General features: G+C 69.0%; 13 protein-coding genes. 9 read left to right on the forward strand and 4 right to left on the reverse strand.

Going from position 1 to position 15855, the window contains the following annotated elements:
• Positions 1-2 precede the first annotated feature (2 nt).
• Together EV653_RS39500 and EV653_RS39505 are read right to left on the reverse strand one after the other, a co-directional pair.
• A complete protein-coding gene (locus EV653_RS39500) occupies positions 3-1607 on the reverse strand; it encodes an ABC transporter substrate-binding protein (protein WP_134111450.1) in 1605 nt (534 codons plus the stop codon).
• Positions 1608-1621: 14 nt separating this feature from the next.
• Positions 1622-3010, reverse strand: coding sequence for a serine hydrolase domain-containing protein (locus tag EV653_RS39505; RefSeq protein WP_134111451.1), 1389 nt, complete (start codon positions 3008-3010; stop codon positions 1622-1624).
• A gap of 111 nt (positions 3011-3121) precedes the next feature.
• On the opposite strand from EV653_RS39505, the gene EV653_RS42825 reads away from it, so the two are divergent.
• From EV653_RS42825 to EV653_RS39535, 6 genes are all read left to right on the forward strand, one after another.
• Positions 3122-5041 carry a cysteine desulfurase family protein gene (locus tag EV653_RS42825; RefSeq protein ID WP_370359479.1) on the forward strand — a complete coding sequence of 640 codons (1920 nt, stop codon included), beginning with the start codon at positions 3122-3124 and terminating at the stop codon, positions 5039-5041.
• Positions 5041-6129, forward strand: a complete 1089-nt coding sequence (gene mnmA, locus EV653_RS39515; protein ID WP_134111452.1) for a tRNA 2-thiouridine(34) synthase MnmA — start codon at positions 5041-5043, stop codon at positions 6127-6129. The genes EV653_RS42825 and mnmA overlap by 1 nt, the downstream gene beginning before the upstream one ends.
• 115 nt (positions 6130-6244) lie before the next feature.
• Positions 6245-7222: a methionine synthase vitamin-B12 independent gene (locus EV653_RS39520; protein WP_134111453.1), complete on the forward strand. Its 978-nt coding sequence runs from the start codon at positions 6245-6247 to the stop codon at positions 7220-7222.
• Positions 7223-7269: 47 nt separating this feature from the next.
• Positions 7270-9378 (forward strand): NAD-dependent DNA ligase LigA, encoded by a 2109-nt coding sequence (gene ligA, locus EV653_RS39525; RefSeq protein ID WP_134111454.1) that lies wholly within the window; start codon positions 7270-7272, stop codon positions 9376-9378.
• Positions 9379-9489: 111 nt separating this feature from the next.
• Positions 9490-10986 carry a hypothetical protein gene (locus EV653_RS39530; RefSeq protein ID WP_134111455.1) on the forward strand — a complete coding sequence of 499 codons (1497 nt, stop codon included), beginning with the start codon at positions 9490-9492 and terminating at the stop codon, positions 10984-10986.
• A 77-nt stretch (positions 10987-11063) separates the two neighbouring features.
• Entirely contained in the window at positions 11064-11288 is a 225-nt protein-coding gene (locus EV653_RS39535; protein WP_134111456.1) for a hypothetical protein, read from the forward strand.
• Between the two features lie 81 nt (positions 11289-11369).
• Here EV653_RS39535 and EV653_RS39540 read toward each other — a convergent pair whose 3' ends face one another.
• Complete coding sequence (locus EV653_RS39540) at positions 11370-12014, reverse strand: ACT domain-containing protein (RefSeq protein WP_134111457.1); 645 nt, start codon at positions 12012-12014, stop codon at positions 11370-11372.
• A gap of 221 nt (positions 12015-12235) precedes the next feature.
• On the opposite strand from EV653_RS39540, the gene gatC reads away from it, so the two are divergent.
• Genes gatC through gatB form a run of 3 tightly spaced genes read left to right on the forward strand, consistent with a single transcriptional unit; the run spans position 12236 to position 15539 of the window.
• Positions 12236-12532, forward strand: coding sequence for an Asp-tRNA(Asn)/Glu-tRNA(Gln) amidotransferase subunit GatC (gene gatC / locus EV653_RS39545; RefSeq protein WP_134111458.1), 297 nt, complete (start codon positions 12236-12238; stop codon positions 12530-12532).
• Positions 12533-12534: 2 nt separating this feature from the next.
• The gene (gatA, locus tag EV653_RS39550; protein ID WP_134111459.1) at positions 12535-14040 is read left to right on the forward strand and encodes an Asp-tRNA(Asn)/Glu-tRNA(Gln) amidotransferase subunit GatA; all 1506 of its coding nucleotides are present in this window, start codon (positions 12535-12537) and stop codon (positions 14038-14040) included.
• Positions 14037-15539, forward strand: coding sequence for an Asp-tRNA(Asn)/Glu-tRNA(Gln) amidotransferase subunit GatB (gene gatB / locus EV653_RS39555; RefSeq protein WP_134111460.1), 1503 nt, complete (start codon positions 14037-14039; stop codon positions 15537-15539). The genes gatA and gatB overlap by 4 nt, the downstream gene beginning before the upstream one ends.
• A gap of 116 nt (positions 15540-15655) precedes the next feature.
• Here the strand turns inward: gatB and EV653_RS42420 are convergent.
• Positions 15656-15855 (reverse strand): hypothetical protein (locus EV653_RS42420; RefSeq protein ID WP_238160757.1); only part of this gene is annotated, 200 nt, incomplete at its 5' end.

Here is a 15855-nt window from a genome sequence, read left to right on the forward strand (position 1 = left end):
GCTCACCCCAGCATCTTGATCGACGACGGGATCACGCTGCCTTCGCTCAGGTCGAACGTGGCGCCCTTGCCGAAGATCGGCACGGTGGAGTTCACGAACGGCACCAGGTTGACCTGCTTGAACAGAGCCCGTTCGGCCGTCGCCCAGTCCGCGCAACCGTCGGCGCCCGGGATTGCGGCGGCCTTGGCCACGGCAGCGTCGTACTCCGGGTTCTTGATCGAGGAGAAGTTGCTGCCGTTCGGGGGACCGGTGCCGGAGAGGAAGCTGACCAGCTGGCTCGGCAGCGAGACAGTCAGCGGGATCAGGCCGGCGTGCCAGGTGCCTTGGCCGGCAAGGACGACCGTGCTGATCTCGGCGGTGGACACGGCCTTGAGGGAAACGTCGACACCCAGTTCGCTCCACGCCTTCTGGAGCAGCTCTGCGCCGGACTGCAGCGTCGGGCCGAGGCTGGTGGGGTAGTAGAAGACCAGCGACAGCTTCGTACCGGCCTTCTGGCGGATGCCACCCGCTCCGGGGCGCCAGCCTGCCGCGTCAAGGGCTGCCTTGGCCGCGTCGAGGTCGTGACCGGGCAGATTGCCGGTGACGGTGTCGTCGGGGCACGGACCCATGCCGGGGGCAACCAACCGAGTGGCTGGCGAACCCGTGCCGCTGGTGATCACCTTGCCGAGCTGAGTGAGGTCCAGCGCCTGCGTGAGCGCCTTGCGTACTGCGAGGTCCGCGGTGGGCAGACCGGCCTTCTGGTTGAACCAGAGCTCACCGAGTGGTGTGCCTGCTTCACGCTGGAACGTTTTCTGGGCCTGCAGCCGCTGCTTGTCCGGTCCGGCGATCGCGACGATGTTGACCTGCCCGGACAGGAGCAGGTTGGCCGCTGTGGTCTCGTTGCTGACCACCTTGAGTACGACCTTGTCCGGCAGACCGGACTGCCCTTGCTTGAAGTCACCTGGACCCCACGCGTACTCCTTGCGCCGGGTGAGCGTGTAGTGGTCGCCCGGGACGGCCTCCGCGACCGTGTACATGCCCGTGCCGTCCGAGCTCTGCTTGAGGATGCTGCGGTCCTTCATCCCCTTGCTGCACACGATGTGCAGCCCGCCGACGTTACGGACGAGGAACGCGTCCGGAGCCGGCGCTGTCACGGTGACCGTGCCAGTCGCGTCGTCAGCGGTCGCCTTGGCACCCGGTGGGATGAACACACCGATCCGCGTGGACTTGTTGGCCGGGTTGCCGACGAAGTTGATGTTCTGCGCGACCGTACTGGCCGTCAGCGGGGTCCCGTCTGCGCACGTGACTCCCTTGCGCAGCGTGTACTTCGCAGTGGTGCTGTTGCCCTCGAACTTGTCGGCCAGACCGGGCACCTGCTTGCCGTCCGGGCTGATGCCGACCAGCGAGTCGTACAGGAACCAGTCGACCTGCATGGTGACCGACAACGAGGTGAACTGCGGATCGAGGTTGCCAGGGTCGGCGCTGATCGCCATGGTCATGGTCTTGCCCTCGGCGGCCTGACCGGTGCCGGCGGTCTGCTCACTCGAGCTGCAGGCGGACAGTGCCAGACAAGCGGCGAGACCGGTGACCAGGGCTCCGGCCGCCAGAGCGGTGCGTACGGATCGCATGTTGCCTCCGGGAATCAGACAGCCGCGCGGCGGAGAGCCCGGCCGCTGTGCAGGTACAGGGCACGGCCGGAGCCGTCGTCGCCGACGAAGACGTGCGGCTGGTGCATGCCGTGCTCGGCCTTGACCGCGATCAGGCTCTGCTCGTCGCGACCGACCAGCTCGACCGGGTCGGGCTTCGGACCGAGCTCGGTGAAGATGCCCTTCGGCGTCTGGTCGAGCCAGATCTTCCCGTCCTCGTCCTGGCGCACGGTGATGTCGGCGACCTCGCAGCTGTAGGTGCCGAGGATCCGGTCCACGTCCACCGGGGCAGGCTCGGCCGGAGGGGCGGGGAACGCCGGCAGGGTCAGTCCGGCGAGCTCCTGGACGAGGTGACCGAAGACCTTCTTGTAGACCTCGATCGTCTCGCCGCCGTTGGTCAGCAGGGCGACCGCGAGCCCGTGCTCGGGAACGACCCGCAGGAAGGCGTTCTGGCCGATCGTGCCGCCGTCGTGGCCGATCACCTTGGTGCCGCCCCAGTCGAACAACTCCCAGCCGAGGCCCCACGACTCGCCCATCATCCCGAGAGCGGGCAGCTTGACCTGAGGTTCCTGCATGGCCTTGACGCTCGCCGCGCTCAGGACAGCCTTGCCGTCGGCCGCAGTACCGGAGTCGAGGTGGAGCTTGGCGAAGGCCAGCAGGTCGCGGGCGCTCATCGCGAGCATCGCTCCGGCGGGAGCCATACCGCGGGTCATCGCCCAGATCGGTGCGGGTACCGGTGCCGCGTCGGCCTCCGGCCTGATGTGCCCGACGGCCGCGCGGTGCAGGATCGCCTCGTACGGATCGGTCGCGGCGTGGGCCAGGCCGAGCGGTGTGAAGACCTGCTCCCGCAGTGCAGCGTCGTACGGCGTGCCGCGCAGTACCTCGACCAGACGGCCGAGCACTGCGAAGCCGGCGTTGTTGTATGAGAACATCTCGCCCGGCGGGAAGAGCTGGGTGGTCGTGGCGAGCGTGGCGACGAACTTCTCGACGGCGTCGTCGCCCTTGCCGGTCTCGTTGAAGATGTCGCCCTCGAACCCGGCGGTGTGGCAGAGCAGCTGCCGCGTGGTGATCTCGGCGGCCGCCGCCTCGTCGGCGATGACGAACTCAGGCAGGTACGAGCGGATTGGCTGGTCGAGGTCCAACTTGCCCTCGTCGACCAGCTGCATGACCAGCGTGGTCGTCCAGACCTTGGTGATCGACCCGATCTGGAACACCGAATCGGGTGTCGTCTCGACTCCGGTCGATTTACTCAGTACGCCGGCCGCGTGGTCGATCACCGCGCCGTCCAGGAGTACGCCGACTGCTGCACCGGGGACCTCGTGCTCGGCGAGCAGTGTCGCCAGCTGGTCTTGTAGCCACGTCTCGATCTCGCTCAGAGTCGCCATGCGCCGACGCTAGGCGTGCTGCAGTGCGTCGGTATTCGTCCCATCGCACAACCGCGACGCCCGATTTCGTCCGGTCGGACGAAGCACCAGTTGTCGTGTGAAGATCGCCGGGTGAACTCGTACCCGGATGGTCTGCCGCCCGAGGAATTGGCGTTCCAGCGCCTCTACGGGCCCTGGAAGGTGTCGACCCCGGCCGATGCACGGCAGTTGCTCGAGGGGTACGACGGCCCGTGGTGGATCGCCGGCGGCTGGGCGATCGAGGCGTTCACCGGCGTACGCCGGGAGCACGAGGACGTCGACGTGTCGCTCTGGCGCCGGGACATCGAGTCGCTCCGGCAGCACCTCAAGGGCACCTACGACCTGTGGTCGAACGCCGGTGGCAGCCTCCGGCCGCTGACCGACCAGCGTCCGGAGCAGCCCGACAACGCCGACCAGATCTGGCTCCGGCAGCACGCGCTGGCGCCGTGGGAGTTCGACGTGGTCGTCAACCCGGACCGTGACGGCCGCTGGGTCTTCCGCCGCGACCCCTCCCTCGACTACCCGCTCGACGACATCACCTGGGTGGCGCCGGACGGCATCCGGTACATCAACCCGGAGATCGCGCTGGCCTACAAGGCCAAACAGGCTCGGCCGAAGGACGAGCAGGACCTGGCGGCGGCCCTACCGCTCCTGACCCCGGCCCAGCGGACCTGGTGGCCGACATGGTCGACCACCTCCACCCCGGCCACGCCTGGCCGGCCCGAATCCGCGGCTAACTGTTTCCGCTCTGTCCACCGGACAGGCCCAACAGGCGGGAACATCCGTGGCGGACATACTCTTGAACCAGTTATGGCTACCTCTGACCGCCGCACGGTGTACCTGGACCATGCGGCGACGACTCCGATGCTCCCGGCCGCGATCGAGGCGATGACCCATCACCTCGCCCGCACCGGCAATGCGTCGTCCCTGCACGGCTCCGGCCGCTGTGCCCGGCGGACGGTGGAGGAGTCGCGCGAATCGATCGCTGCCGCGCTCGGTGCGCAGCCCAGCGAAGTGGTGTTCACCTCCGGCGGGACCGAGGCGGACAACCTCGCGCTGAAGGGCCTGTGGTGGTCCCGCCTGGCCGAGGACCCGCGCCGCCGCCGGATCCTGCTGAGCGGCATCGAGCACCACGCGGTCCTCGATCCGGCGATCTGGCTGGGCCGGCACGAGCGGGCCGAGATCGAGTGGCTTCCTGTCGACGAGCTCGGCCGGGTCAGCCCGGAGGACGTCCGGCGGGCTGTCGAGCGCGATCCGGAGTCCGTGTCGTTCATCACGTTGATGATGGCGAACAACGAGGTCGGCACGCTCCAGCCGGTCCGGGAGATCGCGGAGCTCGCCCAGCAGTACGGCGTACCCGTGCACACCGATGCGGTCCAGGCGATCGGGCAGGTGCCGGTGGACTTCAGCGAGCTGGGCGTCGACGCGATGACGGTGACGGCGCACAAGCTCGGCGGTCCGTACGGGATCGGAGCGCTCGTCGTCCACAAGGAGACGAAACTGACGCCGATCCTGCACGGCGGCGGGCAGGAGCGCGACGTACGGTCCGGCACCCTCGACGTGCCTGCGACCGCCGGGTTCGCGGTGGCGATGGAGCACGCGATCAAGCACCAGGCCGACGAGGCACGCCGCCTGACCGAGCTGCGGGACGCGCTGATCGAGGGCATCACCAGCACCGTCGAGGGCGCCCAGCTGTCCGGGGACCCGGCGGCCCGCTTGCCCGGTAACGCACACTTGTCCTTCAGCGACTGCGAGGGTGACTCGCTGTTGCTGCTGCTCGACGCACGCGGGATCGAGGTGTCGACCGGGTCCGCGTGCAACGCCGGGGTCGCCGAGCCGAGCCACGTCCTGCTGGCGATGGGGTACGACGACCAGCGGGCCCGCGGCTCGCTCCGGTTCACCCTCGGGCACACGAGTACGCGCGCCGACATCGACGCCGTACTGGACAACATCGGGCCGGTCGTGGAGCGGGCGAAGTCCGCCGGCCTGCAGAACGTGGGAAGGAACACCTGATGCGGGTACTCGCAGCCATGTCCGGCGGAGTGGACTCCGCGGTCGCGGCGGCGCGGATGGCCGAGGCCGGGCACGACGTGACCGGAGTACACCTGGCACTCAGCCGGAACCCGCAGTCGTACCGCAGCGGCGCCCGCGGCTGCTGCACGATCGAGGACTCGCGCGACGCCCGCCGGGCCGCCGACGTGATCGGCATCCCGTTCTACGTCTGGGACCTGGCCGAGCGGTTCCACGCCGATGTGGTCGAGGACTTCGTCAACGAGTACGCCGCGGGCCGTACGCCGAACCCGTGCCTGCGCTGCAACGAGAAGGTCAAGTTCAGCGCCGTACTGGATCGGGCGCTCGCCCTGGGCTTCGACGCGGTCGCTACCGGTCACTACGCGCGGATCGTCGACACGGCGTCCGGTCGTGAGCTGCACCGGGCAGTGGATCCCGCGAAGGACCAGTCGTACGTGCTCGGCGTACTCACGCAGGAGCAGCTCGCGCATGCGTTCTTCCCGCTCGGTGACACGGTGAAGACCGAGGTGCGGGCGGAGGCGAAGCGGCGCGGGCTGTCCGTGGCCGCCAAGCCGGACAGCCACGACATCTGCTTCATCGCCGACGGCAACACGCCCGGCTTCCTCAGCGCACAGCTGGGTGAGGCGCCCGGGGACATCGTCGATGCGCAGGGCAACAAGCTCGGCTCGCACCAGGGCACGCACGGCTTCACCATCGGCCAGCGCAAGGGACTCAAGATCGGCACGCCGGCCGCGGACGGCAAGCCGCGGTTCGTGCTGGACATCAGCCCGGTCGACCGCACTGTGACGGTCGGATCGCGCGAGGAGCTTGCGGTGGAAGGCCTGACCGCGTCGAAGCCCCGCTGGTGCGGTCCGGCGCCGACCGACCGGATGACCGCGAAGGCTCAGCTCCGGGCCCATGGCGACGAGGTGTCCGTGACTGCCTGGCTGGACGGTGACCAGGTGCAGGTCGAGTTCACCGAGCCGACGTCGGCCGTCGCACCCGGTCAGGCGGTCGTGCTGTACGACGGCACCCGGGTGATCGGCTCCGCGACCATCGACACCGTCCAGCGCGTCACCGCCGCCGTATGACGGTGCACATGCCGCGACTCCGTCGCGGCGGGTCATGGGGCTGTAACTCCCGGCCTTCCCTCGTCGCTCCGGTCGCTCCGCTCCCTCCGCTCCTCAGTCCAGGCCGGGAGGCCCCATGACGACCACCGGGCTCGGTTCGGTCCCTGGCGACGACGTCCGCGAGTGGATGCGCGCCGTACTCGAGCTGGTGGACATCCCGTTCCTTCCGGAGCTTCCAGCACGGCCGTACGGCGACATGCTGAGCCGGACCGTCGCCGTACTGACCGAGCTGGCTGCTGACCTGCAGCCTGTCGGGTGGCGGCTGACCGGTGGTGGGGACGCACGGGCGAGTCTGGACCAGCGGCGGGCGCGGGCGTTGCTGCAGGAAGACCTGGACGTGCTGGAGGAGTACGCGTACGAGTACCAGGGGCCGCTGAAGGTACAGGTCACCGGGCCGTGGACGCTGGCTGCGTCACTGGAGCGGCCGCGCGGTGACAAGGTGCTGGCGGACCACGGTGCGCGGCGGGATCTGGCGCAGGCGCTGGCTGATGGAGTCCAGCAGCACCTGGCCGACGTACGGAAACGGGTGCCGGGCGCTGAGGTCGTGCTGCAGGTTGATGAGCCCGGACTGCCCGCCGTACTCGCTGGAGCTGTGCCGACGGCATCTGGCTGGAGCAAGCACCGCTCGGTCGACGGTCCGGGCGCTGTGGAGCTTCTGAGCATGTTCACCACGGATGCGCCGACCATCGTGCACTGCTGCGCAGCCCGCCCGCCGATCGAGGTCTTCACCAAGGCCGGCGCCGCGGGTGTCGCGGTAGACGTCTCGCTGCTCGGCAACGCTGCGTGGGACCAGATCGCGATCGCGGCCGAAGCCGGCACCACCCTCTACGCCGGACTGGTTCCCACCACCGGCCCCATCCCAGCCGCCGACCAGGCCGCAGCTCCGCTGGTGCGCCGCTGGCGGGAACTGGGCCTGGACCCAGCCCTACTCCACCAGATCACGATCACTCCGGCGTGTGGGCTCGCTGCCGCTCCGTCACCGGCTGACGCCAGAGCGCGACTGGAACTGCTCCGCCGCATCGTCGAGATCGTCGGCGAAGCCGCCGAAGCCTGATCAAACGCCTGCGCCAAAACGTCCGTCGTCCCCTGTAGGTTCAGCTCATGGCTACGGAGGAGAAGGCGCCCGCGACGCCTGAGGCACGGTTGCGGCATGCGGAGTTGAGCACCGAGATCGACGACCACCGCGCGCGGTACTACCTGGCCAATCCGATCATCTCGGACGCGGACTTCGACGCGCTGATGCACGAGTTGCAGGACCTCGAGGAGCAGTACCCGGAGCTGCGCACCCCGGACTCACCCACGCAGAAGGTCGGCATCCCGATCTCCACGCTGTTCTCCCCGGTCGAGCACCCGATGCGGATGGAGAGCCTCGCGAACGCGTTCTCGGCCGAGCAGATGGAGGCCTGGGCCAAGCGTCTCGAGCGCGAGGTCACGCTCCAGCAGATCCACGACAGCGGGTTCATCTGCGAGCTCAAGGTCGACGGCCTCGCCCTCGACCTGGTCTACGAGAACGGCAAGCTCGTCACCGGCGCCACCCGCGGCGACGGCCGCACCGGCGAGGACGTCACCCCCAACGTCCGCACGATCAAGAGCATCCCGAACGAGCTGAAGGGCGAGGACCTCCCGTCCTTCCTCGAGGTCCGCGGCGAGGTCTACTTCCGCGTCGAGGACTTCGAGGAGCTGAACGCCCAGCTCGTCGAGGCCGGCAAGGACGTCTTCTCCAACCCGCGCAACAGCGCCGCCGGATCGCTGCGCCAGAAGGACCCACGCGTCTCGGCCGCCCGCCCGCTGCGCTTCGTCGTCCACGGTCTCGGCAAGGTCGAGGGGCACCACATCGGCCGCCTCTCGGAGGCGTACGAGCAGCTGCACGCCTGGGGCCTGCCGGTCAGCGACCGCGCCCGCCGGGTCGGCACGCTCGAGGAAGTCAACGAGTTCATCGCGTACTACGGGGAGAACCGCCACTCGGTCGACCACGAGATCGACGGTGTCGTGGTGAAGGTCGACGAGGTCGATCTGCAGCGCGCACTCGGGTCCACGTCGAGCGCGCCCCGCTGGGCGATCGCGTTCAAGTACCCGCCGGAAGAGGTCAACACCAAGCTGATCGAGATCGAGGTGAACGTCGGCCGCACGGGTCGCGTCACCCCGTTCGCGCACATGGAGCCGGTCCGGGTCGCCGGATCCACCGTGGAGTACGCGACGCTGCACAACGCCAAGGAGGTCGCCCGCAAGGACGTCCGCCCCGGCGACACCGTCGTACTGCGGAAAGCGGGCGACGTGATCCCCGAGGTGCTCGGACCGGTGGTCGACCTGCGCCCGAAGGGCCTGCCGGCATGGGAGATGCCGACGCGCTGCCCGTGGTGCGACACGGTGCTGGCGCCGGCCAAGGAGTCGGACGTCGACATCCGCTGCCCGAACTCGCAGTACTGCCAGGGCCAGTTGCGTGAGCGGTTGTTCTACCTCGCCGGGCGGTCCGCGTTCGACATCGAGGGGCTCGGGTTCAAGGCGGCCGACGCGTTGATCACCGGCGGCCTGATCGTCAACGAGGCCGACCTGTTCGGGTTGACCGAGGAGAAGCTCGCCGAGAGCGCGTTCTTCACTACCAAGGCCGGCGCCTTGTCGGCGAACGCGCGGAAACTGCTGGCGAATCTCGAGGAGGCCAAGACCAAACCGCTGTCGCGCGCCCTGGTCGCGCTGTCCATCCGGCACGTCGGCCCGACCGCGGCGGCCGCGCTGACCGAGGTGTTCGACAACATCGACGACATCCGCTCGGCGAGCGAGGAGCAGCTGGCCGAGATCGAGGGCGTCGGGCCGACGATCGCCCGGGCGATGATCGAGTGGTTCCAGGTGCCGTGGCACCAGGAGATCGTGGACAAGTGGCTCGCGGCCGGCGTCGTCATGCGCGAGGAGCGCACCGGTCCGAGCCTTCCGCAGATCCTGTCCGGCCTGTCGGTCGTGGTGACCGGCACCGTCGAGGGGTTCAGCCGGGACGAGGCGACCGAGGCGATCGTGGCGCGCGGCGGGAAGGTCGCGAGCTCGGTGTCGAAGAAGACGTCGTTCGTGGTGGTCGGTGACTCGCCGGGATCGAAGTACGACAAGGCGGTCCAGCTCGGCGTACCGATCCTGGATGCGGCCGGGTTCGGGGTCCTGCTGGCCGACGGCGCCGAGGCGGCGAGCGCAGTCGCGACCACTGGATCACCCGACGCGGGATAACGATTCACATCTGCCCCTGAAATCGGCTCTGTGCGCGGTGGATCCGGCGGCTGTGCTGATCCGTCGGACTGTTAACTTTGCACGTCGAGACGTGGGTCAGAAGGAGCAGATATGACGACGCCGCCGCAGGGGCCATGGGGTCCTGGGCAGCCGGGGGGCCAGCCAGGCGGGCAGCACGGGGGACAGGACGGACGGCCGCCGCAGCAGGGCGGCTGGGGACAGCAGCCCCCGCCGCAGGGCGGCGGATGGAGTCAGCGGCCGCCGCAGCAGGGACAGCCCCCTTACCAGGGACACCCGCCGCATGGTCAGCCTCCTCACGGCCAGCCCCCGTATGGTCAGCCTCCTCAGGGCCAGCCGCCGCACGGCCAGCCGCCGCATGGGCAGCCTCCCCAGCAGGGTGGTTGGGGTCCGCAGCCCGGTCAGGGTGGTCAGCAGGCTCCGCCGCAGCAGGGGTGGGGACCGCAGCCGCAGCAGGGTGGTCCGTACCAGCAGCAGTCCTGGGGCCAGCGGCCTCAGCAGCAGGGCGGGTGGCAGCAGCAACCGGGGCAGTCGCCGTGGCAGCCCGCGGGTGCCGGCGGTGGTCCGGGCGGGCGCGACAAGGGCCCGTTCGGCATCAGCAAAGACAAGCTGCCGTTCGTGGTCGGCGGCGGTGTGGTCGGCATCATCGTGATCGCGCTGCTCGTTTTCCTCGGCATCCACCAGTTCGGCGGCGACGACACTCCGGAGTCGAACCCGACCACCACCGCGCAGCCGACCGACGGCCAGTCCACGGGCGGCGACAACGGTGAGCTCGGCAACGCGACCGGCCAGGCCAAGAATGCGACCGAGAAGCTGCAGGGCAACGGTTTTGGGTGCAGTGACCTGTTCAACACCGCGCAGGGCGCGCATCGCGGCTGCTTCAAGTACGAGGACCGCTCGCAGGCCGAGGCACTGTTCCAGTTCAAGCCGGACGGCACGATCATCGCGATCGAGTTCGAGTCGGTGAACGAGGACAACAACAACAACGCCGCGGTCGTGTTCGACCAGGTGCTGCAGGCAGTCGGCAACGACACGTTCGGCGGCGACCAGGTGAAGAAGGTCCAGGACGCGGTCAAGCAGGGCCAGAAGTCGGAGAAGATCGACAGCAGCTGGGGCGAGTTCCAGCTCCGCAACGATGGTGACACCTACGAGCTGACCGGCGCGAAGTCCGGCGAGGAGTCGCTCGACATCCCGGACAAGACATTCGACACCACCAAGCCGCAGATGGTCGCGGCGCTGAAGGCGAAGTCGTACGTGTGCACGAGCTCCTGCACCAAGGAGATCGGCAAGTACGGCCAGCAGCGGGTGTACTTCTACGCGAGCGACGGCGAGGGCATCAAGGACATCCAGGTCAGTGCCTCCGGCGACACCGCGGACGTGAAGAAGGCGCTGCCGACCGCACTCAACGACGCGTTCGGGGTGCTCAAGGGCGGCGATACCGCGGCGCTGAAGTCGTACATCCAGGCGCACAGTGACGGGAAGTCGTACGCTTCCTATGTGGCCGGTTGGCGGGTCGAGATCCGCGGGAACAGCTCGGACAGCTATTCCTCGCAGCAGGTCGAGATCACGTACGAGTCGTTCTACGTCTGAGCAATCGCTTGAGTTGTCGCTTGAGTTGTCGCCTGAGTTGTCGCTTGAGTAGTCGTCGGTAGCTGTTCGGAGGCTGGATGAAGTTCCCCCGGGAGAAGCGGGAGTCGCGGACGGTGGTCGCCCCACCGCCCGAGGCGGGCCGGCGCGTCGACGGCGGCGGGGCGTGGGGCCCCACGCAGTTCGACCTCCCGGACCGGAACGGCAGCAACAGCCAGGCGATCCTGATCGTCGCGCTGGTCGGCGTGGTGGTCCTGCTGATCATCGCGGCGCTCTGGGCGTTCGCCTACTTCCAGTTCACCTGACCCCACGCAGAGCGAAGCCCCCGCCAGCCGGCGGGGGCTTCGGTGAGTCTGTGGACCTAGGCGGGGCGGACCTAGGCGGACCTAGGCGGAGGCGCGGATCGTGACGGCCAGCGAGGCCAGGTACGACAGGCGGGCCACCTCGGAGCCCAGGAACTCGGGCCCGCCGCGACGGCCGATGACGAGAACGCGGCGGTCCGACTCCAGCGGCGCCGCGACCAGCACGGACTCGGAGAGGCCCTTGTGGTCAGGGGCCTCCAGCGTGGTCGCCTTCTCCATCGGGAGCCAGCGACCGGCTACGTCGCCGAACTCCGGCGTCGCACTTGTCTCCAGCGCGACCTTGACCTCGCTACCGGTGCCGTCGAGCAGCGCGGCCCAGTCCGCGTGCAGCACGGCGGGGGACTGCTCGACCAGGATGTCGATCGCATCGGCGGGAGCAGACGTCATCTGCTCGACCGCTTCCAGGTCCATGTGCAGACCGCCGCCGGCGCCGTACCGCGAGAACCAGATGACCTCGACGTCGGGCACGCCGTTGCACGCCGACACGAGGCGGTCGGGCAGCACGCCGGGCGGCAGGTCGACCACGATGTCGTCGACAGCCGTGCCGTTCTCACGCCGGTGCTCCACGATCTCGATCGCGTGGATGTCGGCGTTCACCTCGCCGAGGGCCGTTGCCACGGTGCCCAGCGAACCGGGTCGGTCGGGGATGATCAAGCGCAGCAAGAACACCGAACGATCATCTCCCAGCCGATCACCAAGCGCGTAACGCCCTGTCGCCGCCCATGTTACAGAGCGGTAGCCACAAACACGCGCGCCCATCTCATCGGGGACTTGTCCACAGGCCGGGGGACGGCGAAACATCACTGTCATCTCGCCCCCTAAGATGGCGGGGGTAACACCGAGAACCTCTCGGTCTTGCACCTCCGGTTACTGCACTCATTGGATAGTTCATGCCATCGATTACCCGCGAAGAGGTCGCGCACCTGGCGCGACTGGCGCGGATCGAGCTCACCGACGACGAGCTCGACCACCTTGCGCCGCAGCTCGACCAGATCATCGAACTGGTCGGGCAGGTCAGCCAGGTGGCGGCGGACGACATCCCGCCGACCTCGCACGCCCTGCCGCTGACCAACGTGATGCGCGCGGACGAGAACGTTCCGTGCCTCACGCCCGAGCAGGCGCTCTCCGGCGCGCCCGCCCAGGAGGAGCAGCGCTTCCGGGTGCCGCGGATCCTGGAGGAGGACTGACGATGACCGACCTCACCAGGAAGACCGCGGCCGAGCTCGCGGAGCTGATGACGTCCGGGCAGGCCAGCTCGGTCGAGGTGACCCAGGCCCACCTGGACCGGATCGCCGCCGTCGACGGTGACGTGCACGCATTCCTGCACGTCGACGCCGAAGGCGCGCTGGCGCAGGCCAAGGCGGTCGACACCAAGCGCGCGGCGGGCGAGCAGCTCGCCCCGCTGGCCGGCGTCCCGCTGGCGCTGAAGGACGTGCTCACCCAGGAGGGTGTGCCGACCACGGCCGGTTCGAAGATCCTCGAGGGCTGGAAACCGCCGTACGACTCGACCGTCGTGAAGCGGCTGAAGGCGGCCGGGATCGTGATCCTCGGCAAGACCAACATGGACGAGTTCGCGATGGGCTCCTCCACGGAGAACTCGGCGTACGGCACGACCCACAACCCGTGGGACCTGAGCCGGATCCCCGGCGGTTCCGGCGGCGGTTCGTCCGCGGCCATCTCGGCGTACGAGGCGCCCCTCGCGATCGGCACCGACACCGGCGGCTCGATCCGTCAGCCCGGTGCGTTCACCGGCACGGTCGGCGTCAAGCCGACGTACGGCGGCACCTCGCGGTATGGGCTGATCGCGCTGGCGTCCTCGCTGGACACGCCCGGTCCGTGTGCGCGGACGACGCTCGACGCAGCGCTGCTGCACGAGGCCATCGCGGGGTATGACCCGATGGACTCGACGTCGATCAACCAGCCGGTGCCGGCCGTGGTCGAGGCCGCGCGCGATGGTGATGTCGCCGGTCTGCGGATCGGCGTGGTCAAGGAGCTCGGCGGCGAGGGATACCAGCCGGGTGTCGAGGCACGCTTCCACGAGGCGGTCGAGCTGCTCACCAAGCTCGGCGCCGAGGTGGTCGAGGTCTCCTGCCCGCACTTCGAGTACGCGCTGCCGGCGTACTACCTGATCCTGCCGAGCGAGGCCTCGTCGAACCTGGCCAGGTTCGACGCGATGCGGTACGGCCTGCGCGTCGGCGACAACGGCGAGAACAGCGCGGAGAAGGTGACGAGCCTGACCCGCGAGGCCGGTTTCGGTGCCGAGGTGAAGCGCCGCATCATCCTCGGTACGCACGCGCTCTCGAGCGGGTACTACGACGCGTACTACGGCCAGGCGCAGAAGGTGCGGACGCTGATCGCCCGCGACTTCGCGAAGGCCTACGAGCAGGTCGACGTCCTGGTCTCGCCGGCGACGCCGACGACCGCGTTCGCGATCGGTGACCGGATCGACGACCCGATCGCGATGTACAAGAACGACCTGTGCACGATCCCGTCCAACCTGGCCGGCAACGCGGCCGCGTCGTTCCCGTGCGGCCTTGCCGACGAGGACGGCCTGCCGGTCGGCTTCCACGTGATGGCGCCGGTGATGCGCGACGACCTGTGCTACCAGGTCGGCGCCGCGCTGGAGTCCGCGCTGGCCGAACAGTGGGGCGGCGTACTGATGACCAAGGCTCCGGAGCTGGGGGTGACCCGATGACTGTTGCTGCAGATGTTCTCGAGATCGACGACGCGCTGGCGCAGTACGACCCGGTCATGGGTCTCGAGGTGCACGTCGAGCTGAACACGAAGTCGAAGATGTTCTGCGGCTGCCCGACCGAGTTCGGCGCGCCGCCGAACACGCAGACCTGCCCGGTCTGCCTCGGTCTGCCGGGTGCGCTGCCGGTGGTGAACGCCCGCGGCGTCGAGTCCGCGATCAAGATCGGCCTGGCGCTGAACTGCGAGATCGCGGAGTGGTGCCGGTTCGCCCGGAAGAACTACTTCTACCCGGACATGCCGAAGAACTTCCAGACCTCGCAGTACGACGAGCCGATCGCGTTCAACGGCTGGACCGAGGTCGTCGTCGACGGCGAGACGTACCGGATCGAGATCGAGCGCGCGCACATGGAGGAGGACACCGGCAAGTCCACCCACGTGGGTGGCGCGACCGGCCGGATCCACGGCGCGTCGCACTCGCTGGTCGACTACAACCGGGCCGGCATCCCGCTGATCGAGATCGTCACCAAGACGATCGAGGTGCCGGGGGAGAAGGCCGCGGCGGTTGCCCGGGCGTATGTGAGCATGCTGCGCGACCTGCTGCTCGCTCTCGGCGTCTCCGACGTCCGGATGGACCAGGGGTCGCTGCGGTGCGACGCGAACGTGTCGCTGAAGCCGCGCGGTTCCTCGACGCTCGGCACCCGGACCGAGACCAAGAACGTGAACTCGTTCCGCTCGGTCGAGCGCGCGATCACGTACGAGATCACCCGGCAGGCGGCGGTGCTGTCGTCCGGCGGCAAGGTGGTTCAGGAGACCCGGCATTGGCACGAGGACACGGGCGTCACCACTTCGGGCCGGGAGAAGTCCGACGCGGACGACTACCGGTACTTCCCGGAGCCTGACCTCGTGCCGGTCGCACCGTCGCGCGAGTGGGTCGAGGAGCTGCGCGCGACGCTGCCCGAGGCTCCTTCCGTACGGCGGGCGCGCTTGCAGGAGGACTGGGGCTTCACCGACCTCGAAATGCGCGACGTCATCAACGGCAACGCACTTGAGCCGATCGTCGCCACGGTTGAGCTCGGGGTCACGCCGGCGGCCGCGAAGAAGTGGTGGCTGGGCGAGCTGGCCCGGTCGGCGAACGAGTCGGGTCAGGAGCTGGACGCGCTGGGCGTCGGTCCGGAGCAGGTCGCCGAGGTCCAGAAGCTGGTCGACGAAGGCACGCTGAACGACAAGCTGGCCCGCCAGGTCTTCGAAGGCCTCCTGGCCGGCGAGGGCACCCCCGCCGAAATCATCGAGAAGCGCGGCCTGGCCCTGGTCTCCGACGACTCGGCCCTGATCGAAGCCATCGACCGAGCCATCGCCGCCAACCCCGACGTCGTAGAAAAGGTCAACTCCGGCAAACCAGCCGCCGCCGGAGCCCTCATCGGCGCCGTCATGAAGGACATGCGAGGCCAGGCAGACGCCGCCAAGGTCCGTCAACTCCTCAACGAAAAACTGGGCATCTAACACCCCACACCAGCAACAGCCGGGCGCCAGCCAACCAGTTGGCGCCCGGCCCAAGCTGCCACCTCCCAGGAGCCCCACCCTCCCGCCAGCGAGCTCGCTTCCCCCGCCGGGCGGGGTCAGCTTCGGTTCGTGCCGGGCGGGGTCAGCGTCCCCCCGCCGAGCGGAGTCAGCGTCTGCTCGTGCCGAGCGGCGGGCAGCGTCTGCTCGTGCCGAGCGGGGGCAGCGTCTGCTCGTGCCGAGCGGGGGCAGCGTCTGCTCGTGCCGAGCGGGGGCAGCGTCTGCTCGTGCCGAGCGGGGGCAGCGTCTGCTCGTGCCG

This window comes from Kribbella pratensis (assembly GCF_004365355.1).
In the GTDB taxonomy this organism is placed as follows: Bacteria; Actinomycetota; Actinomycetes; order Propionibacteriales; family Kribbellaceae; genus Kribbella.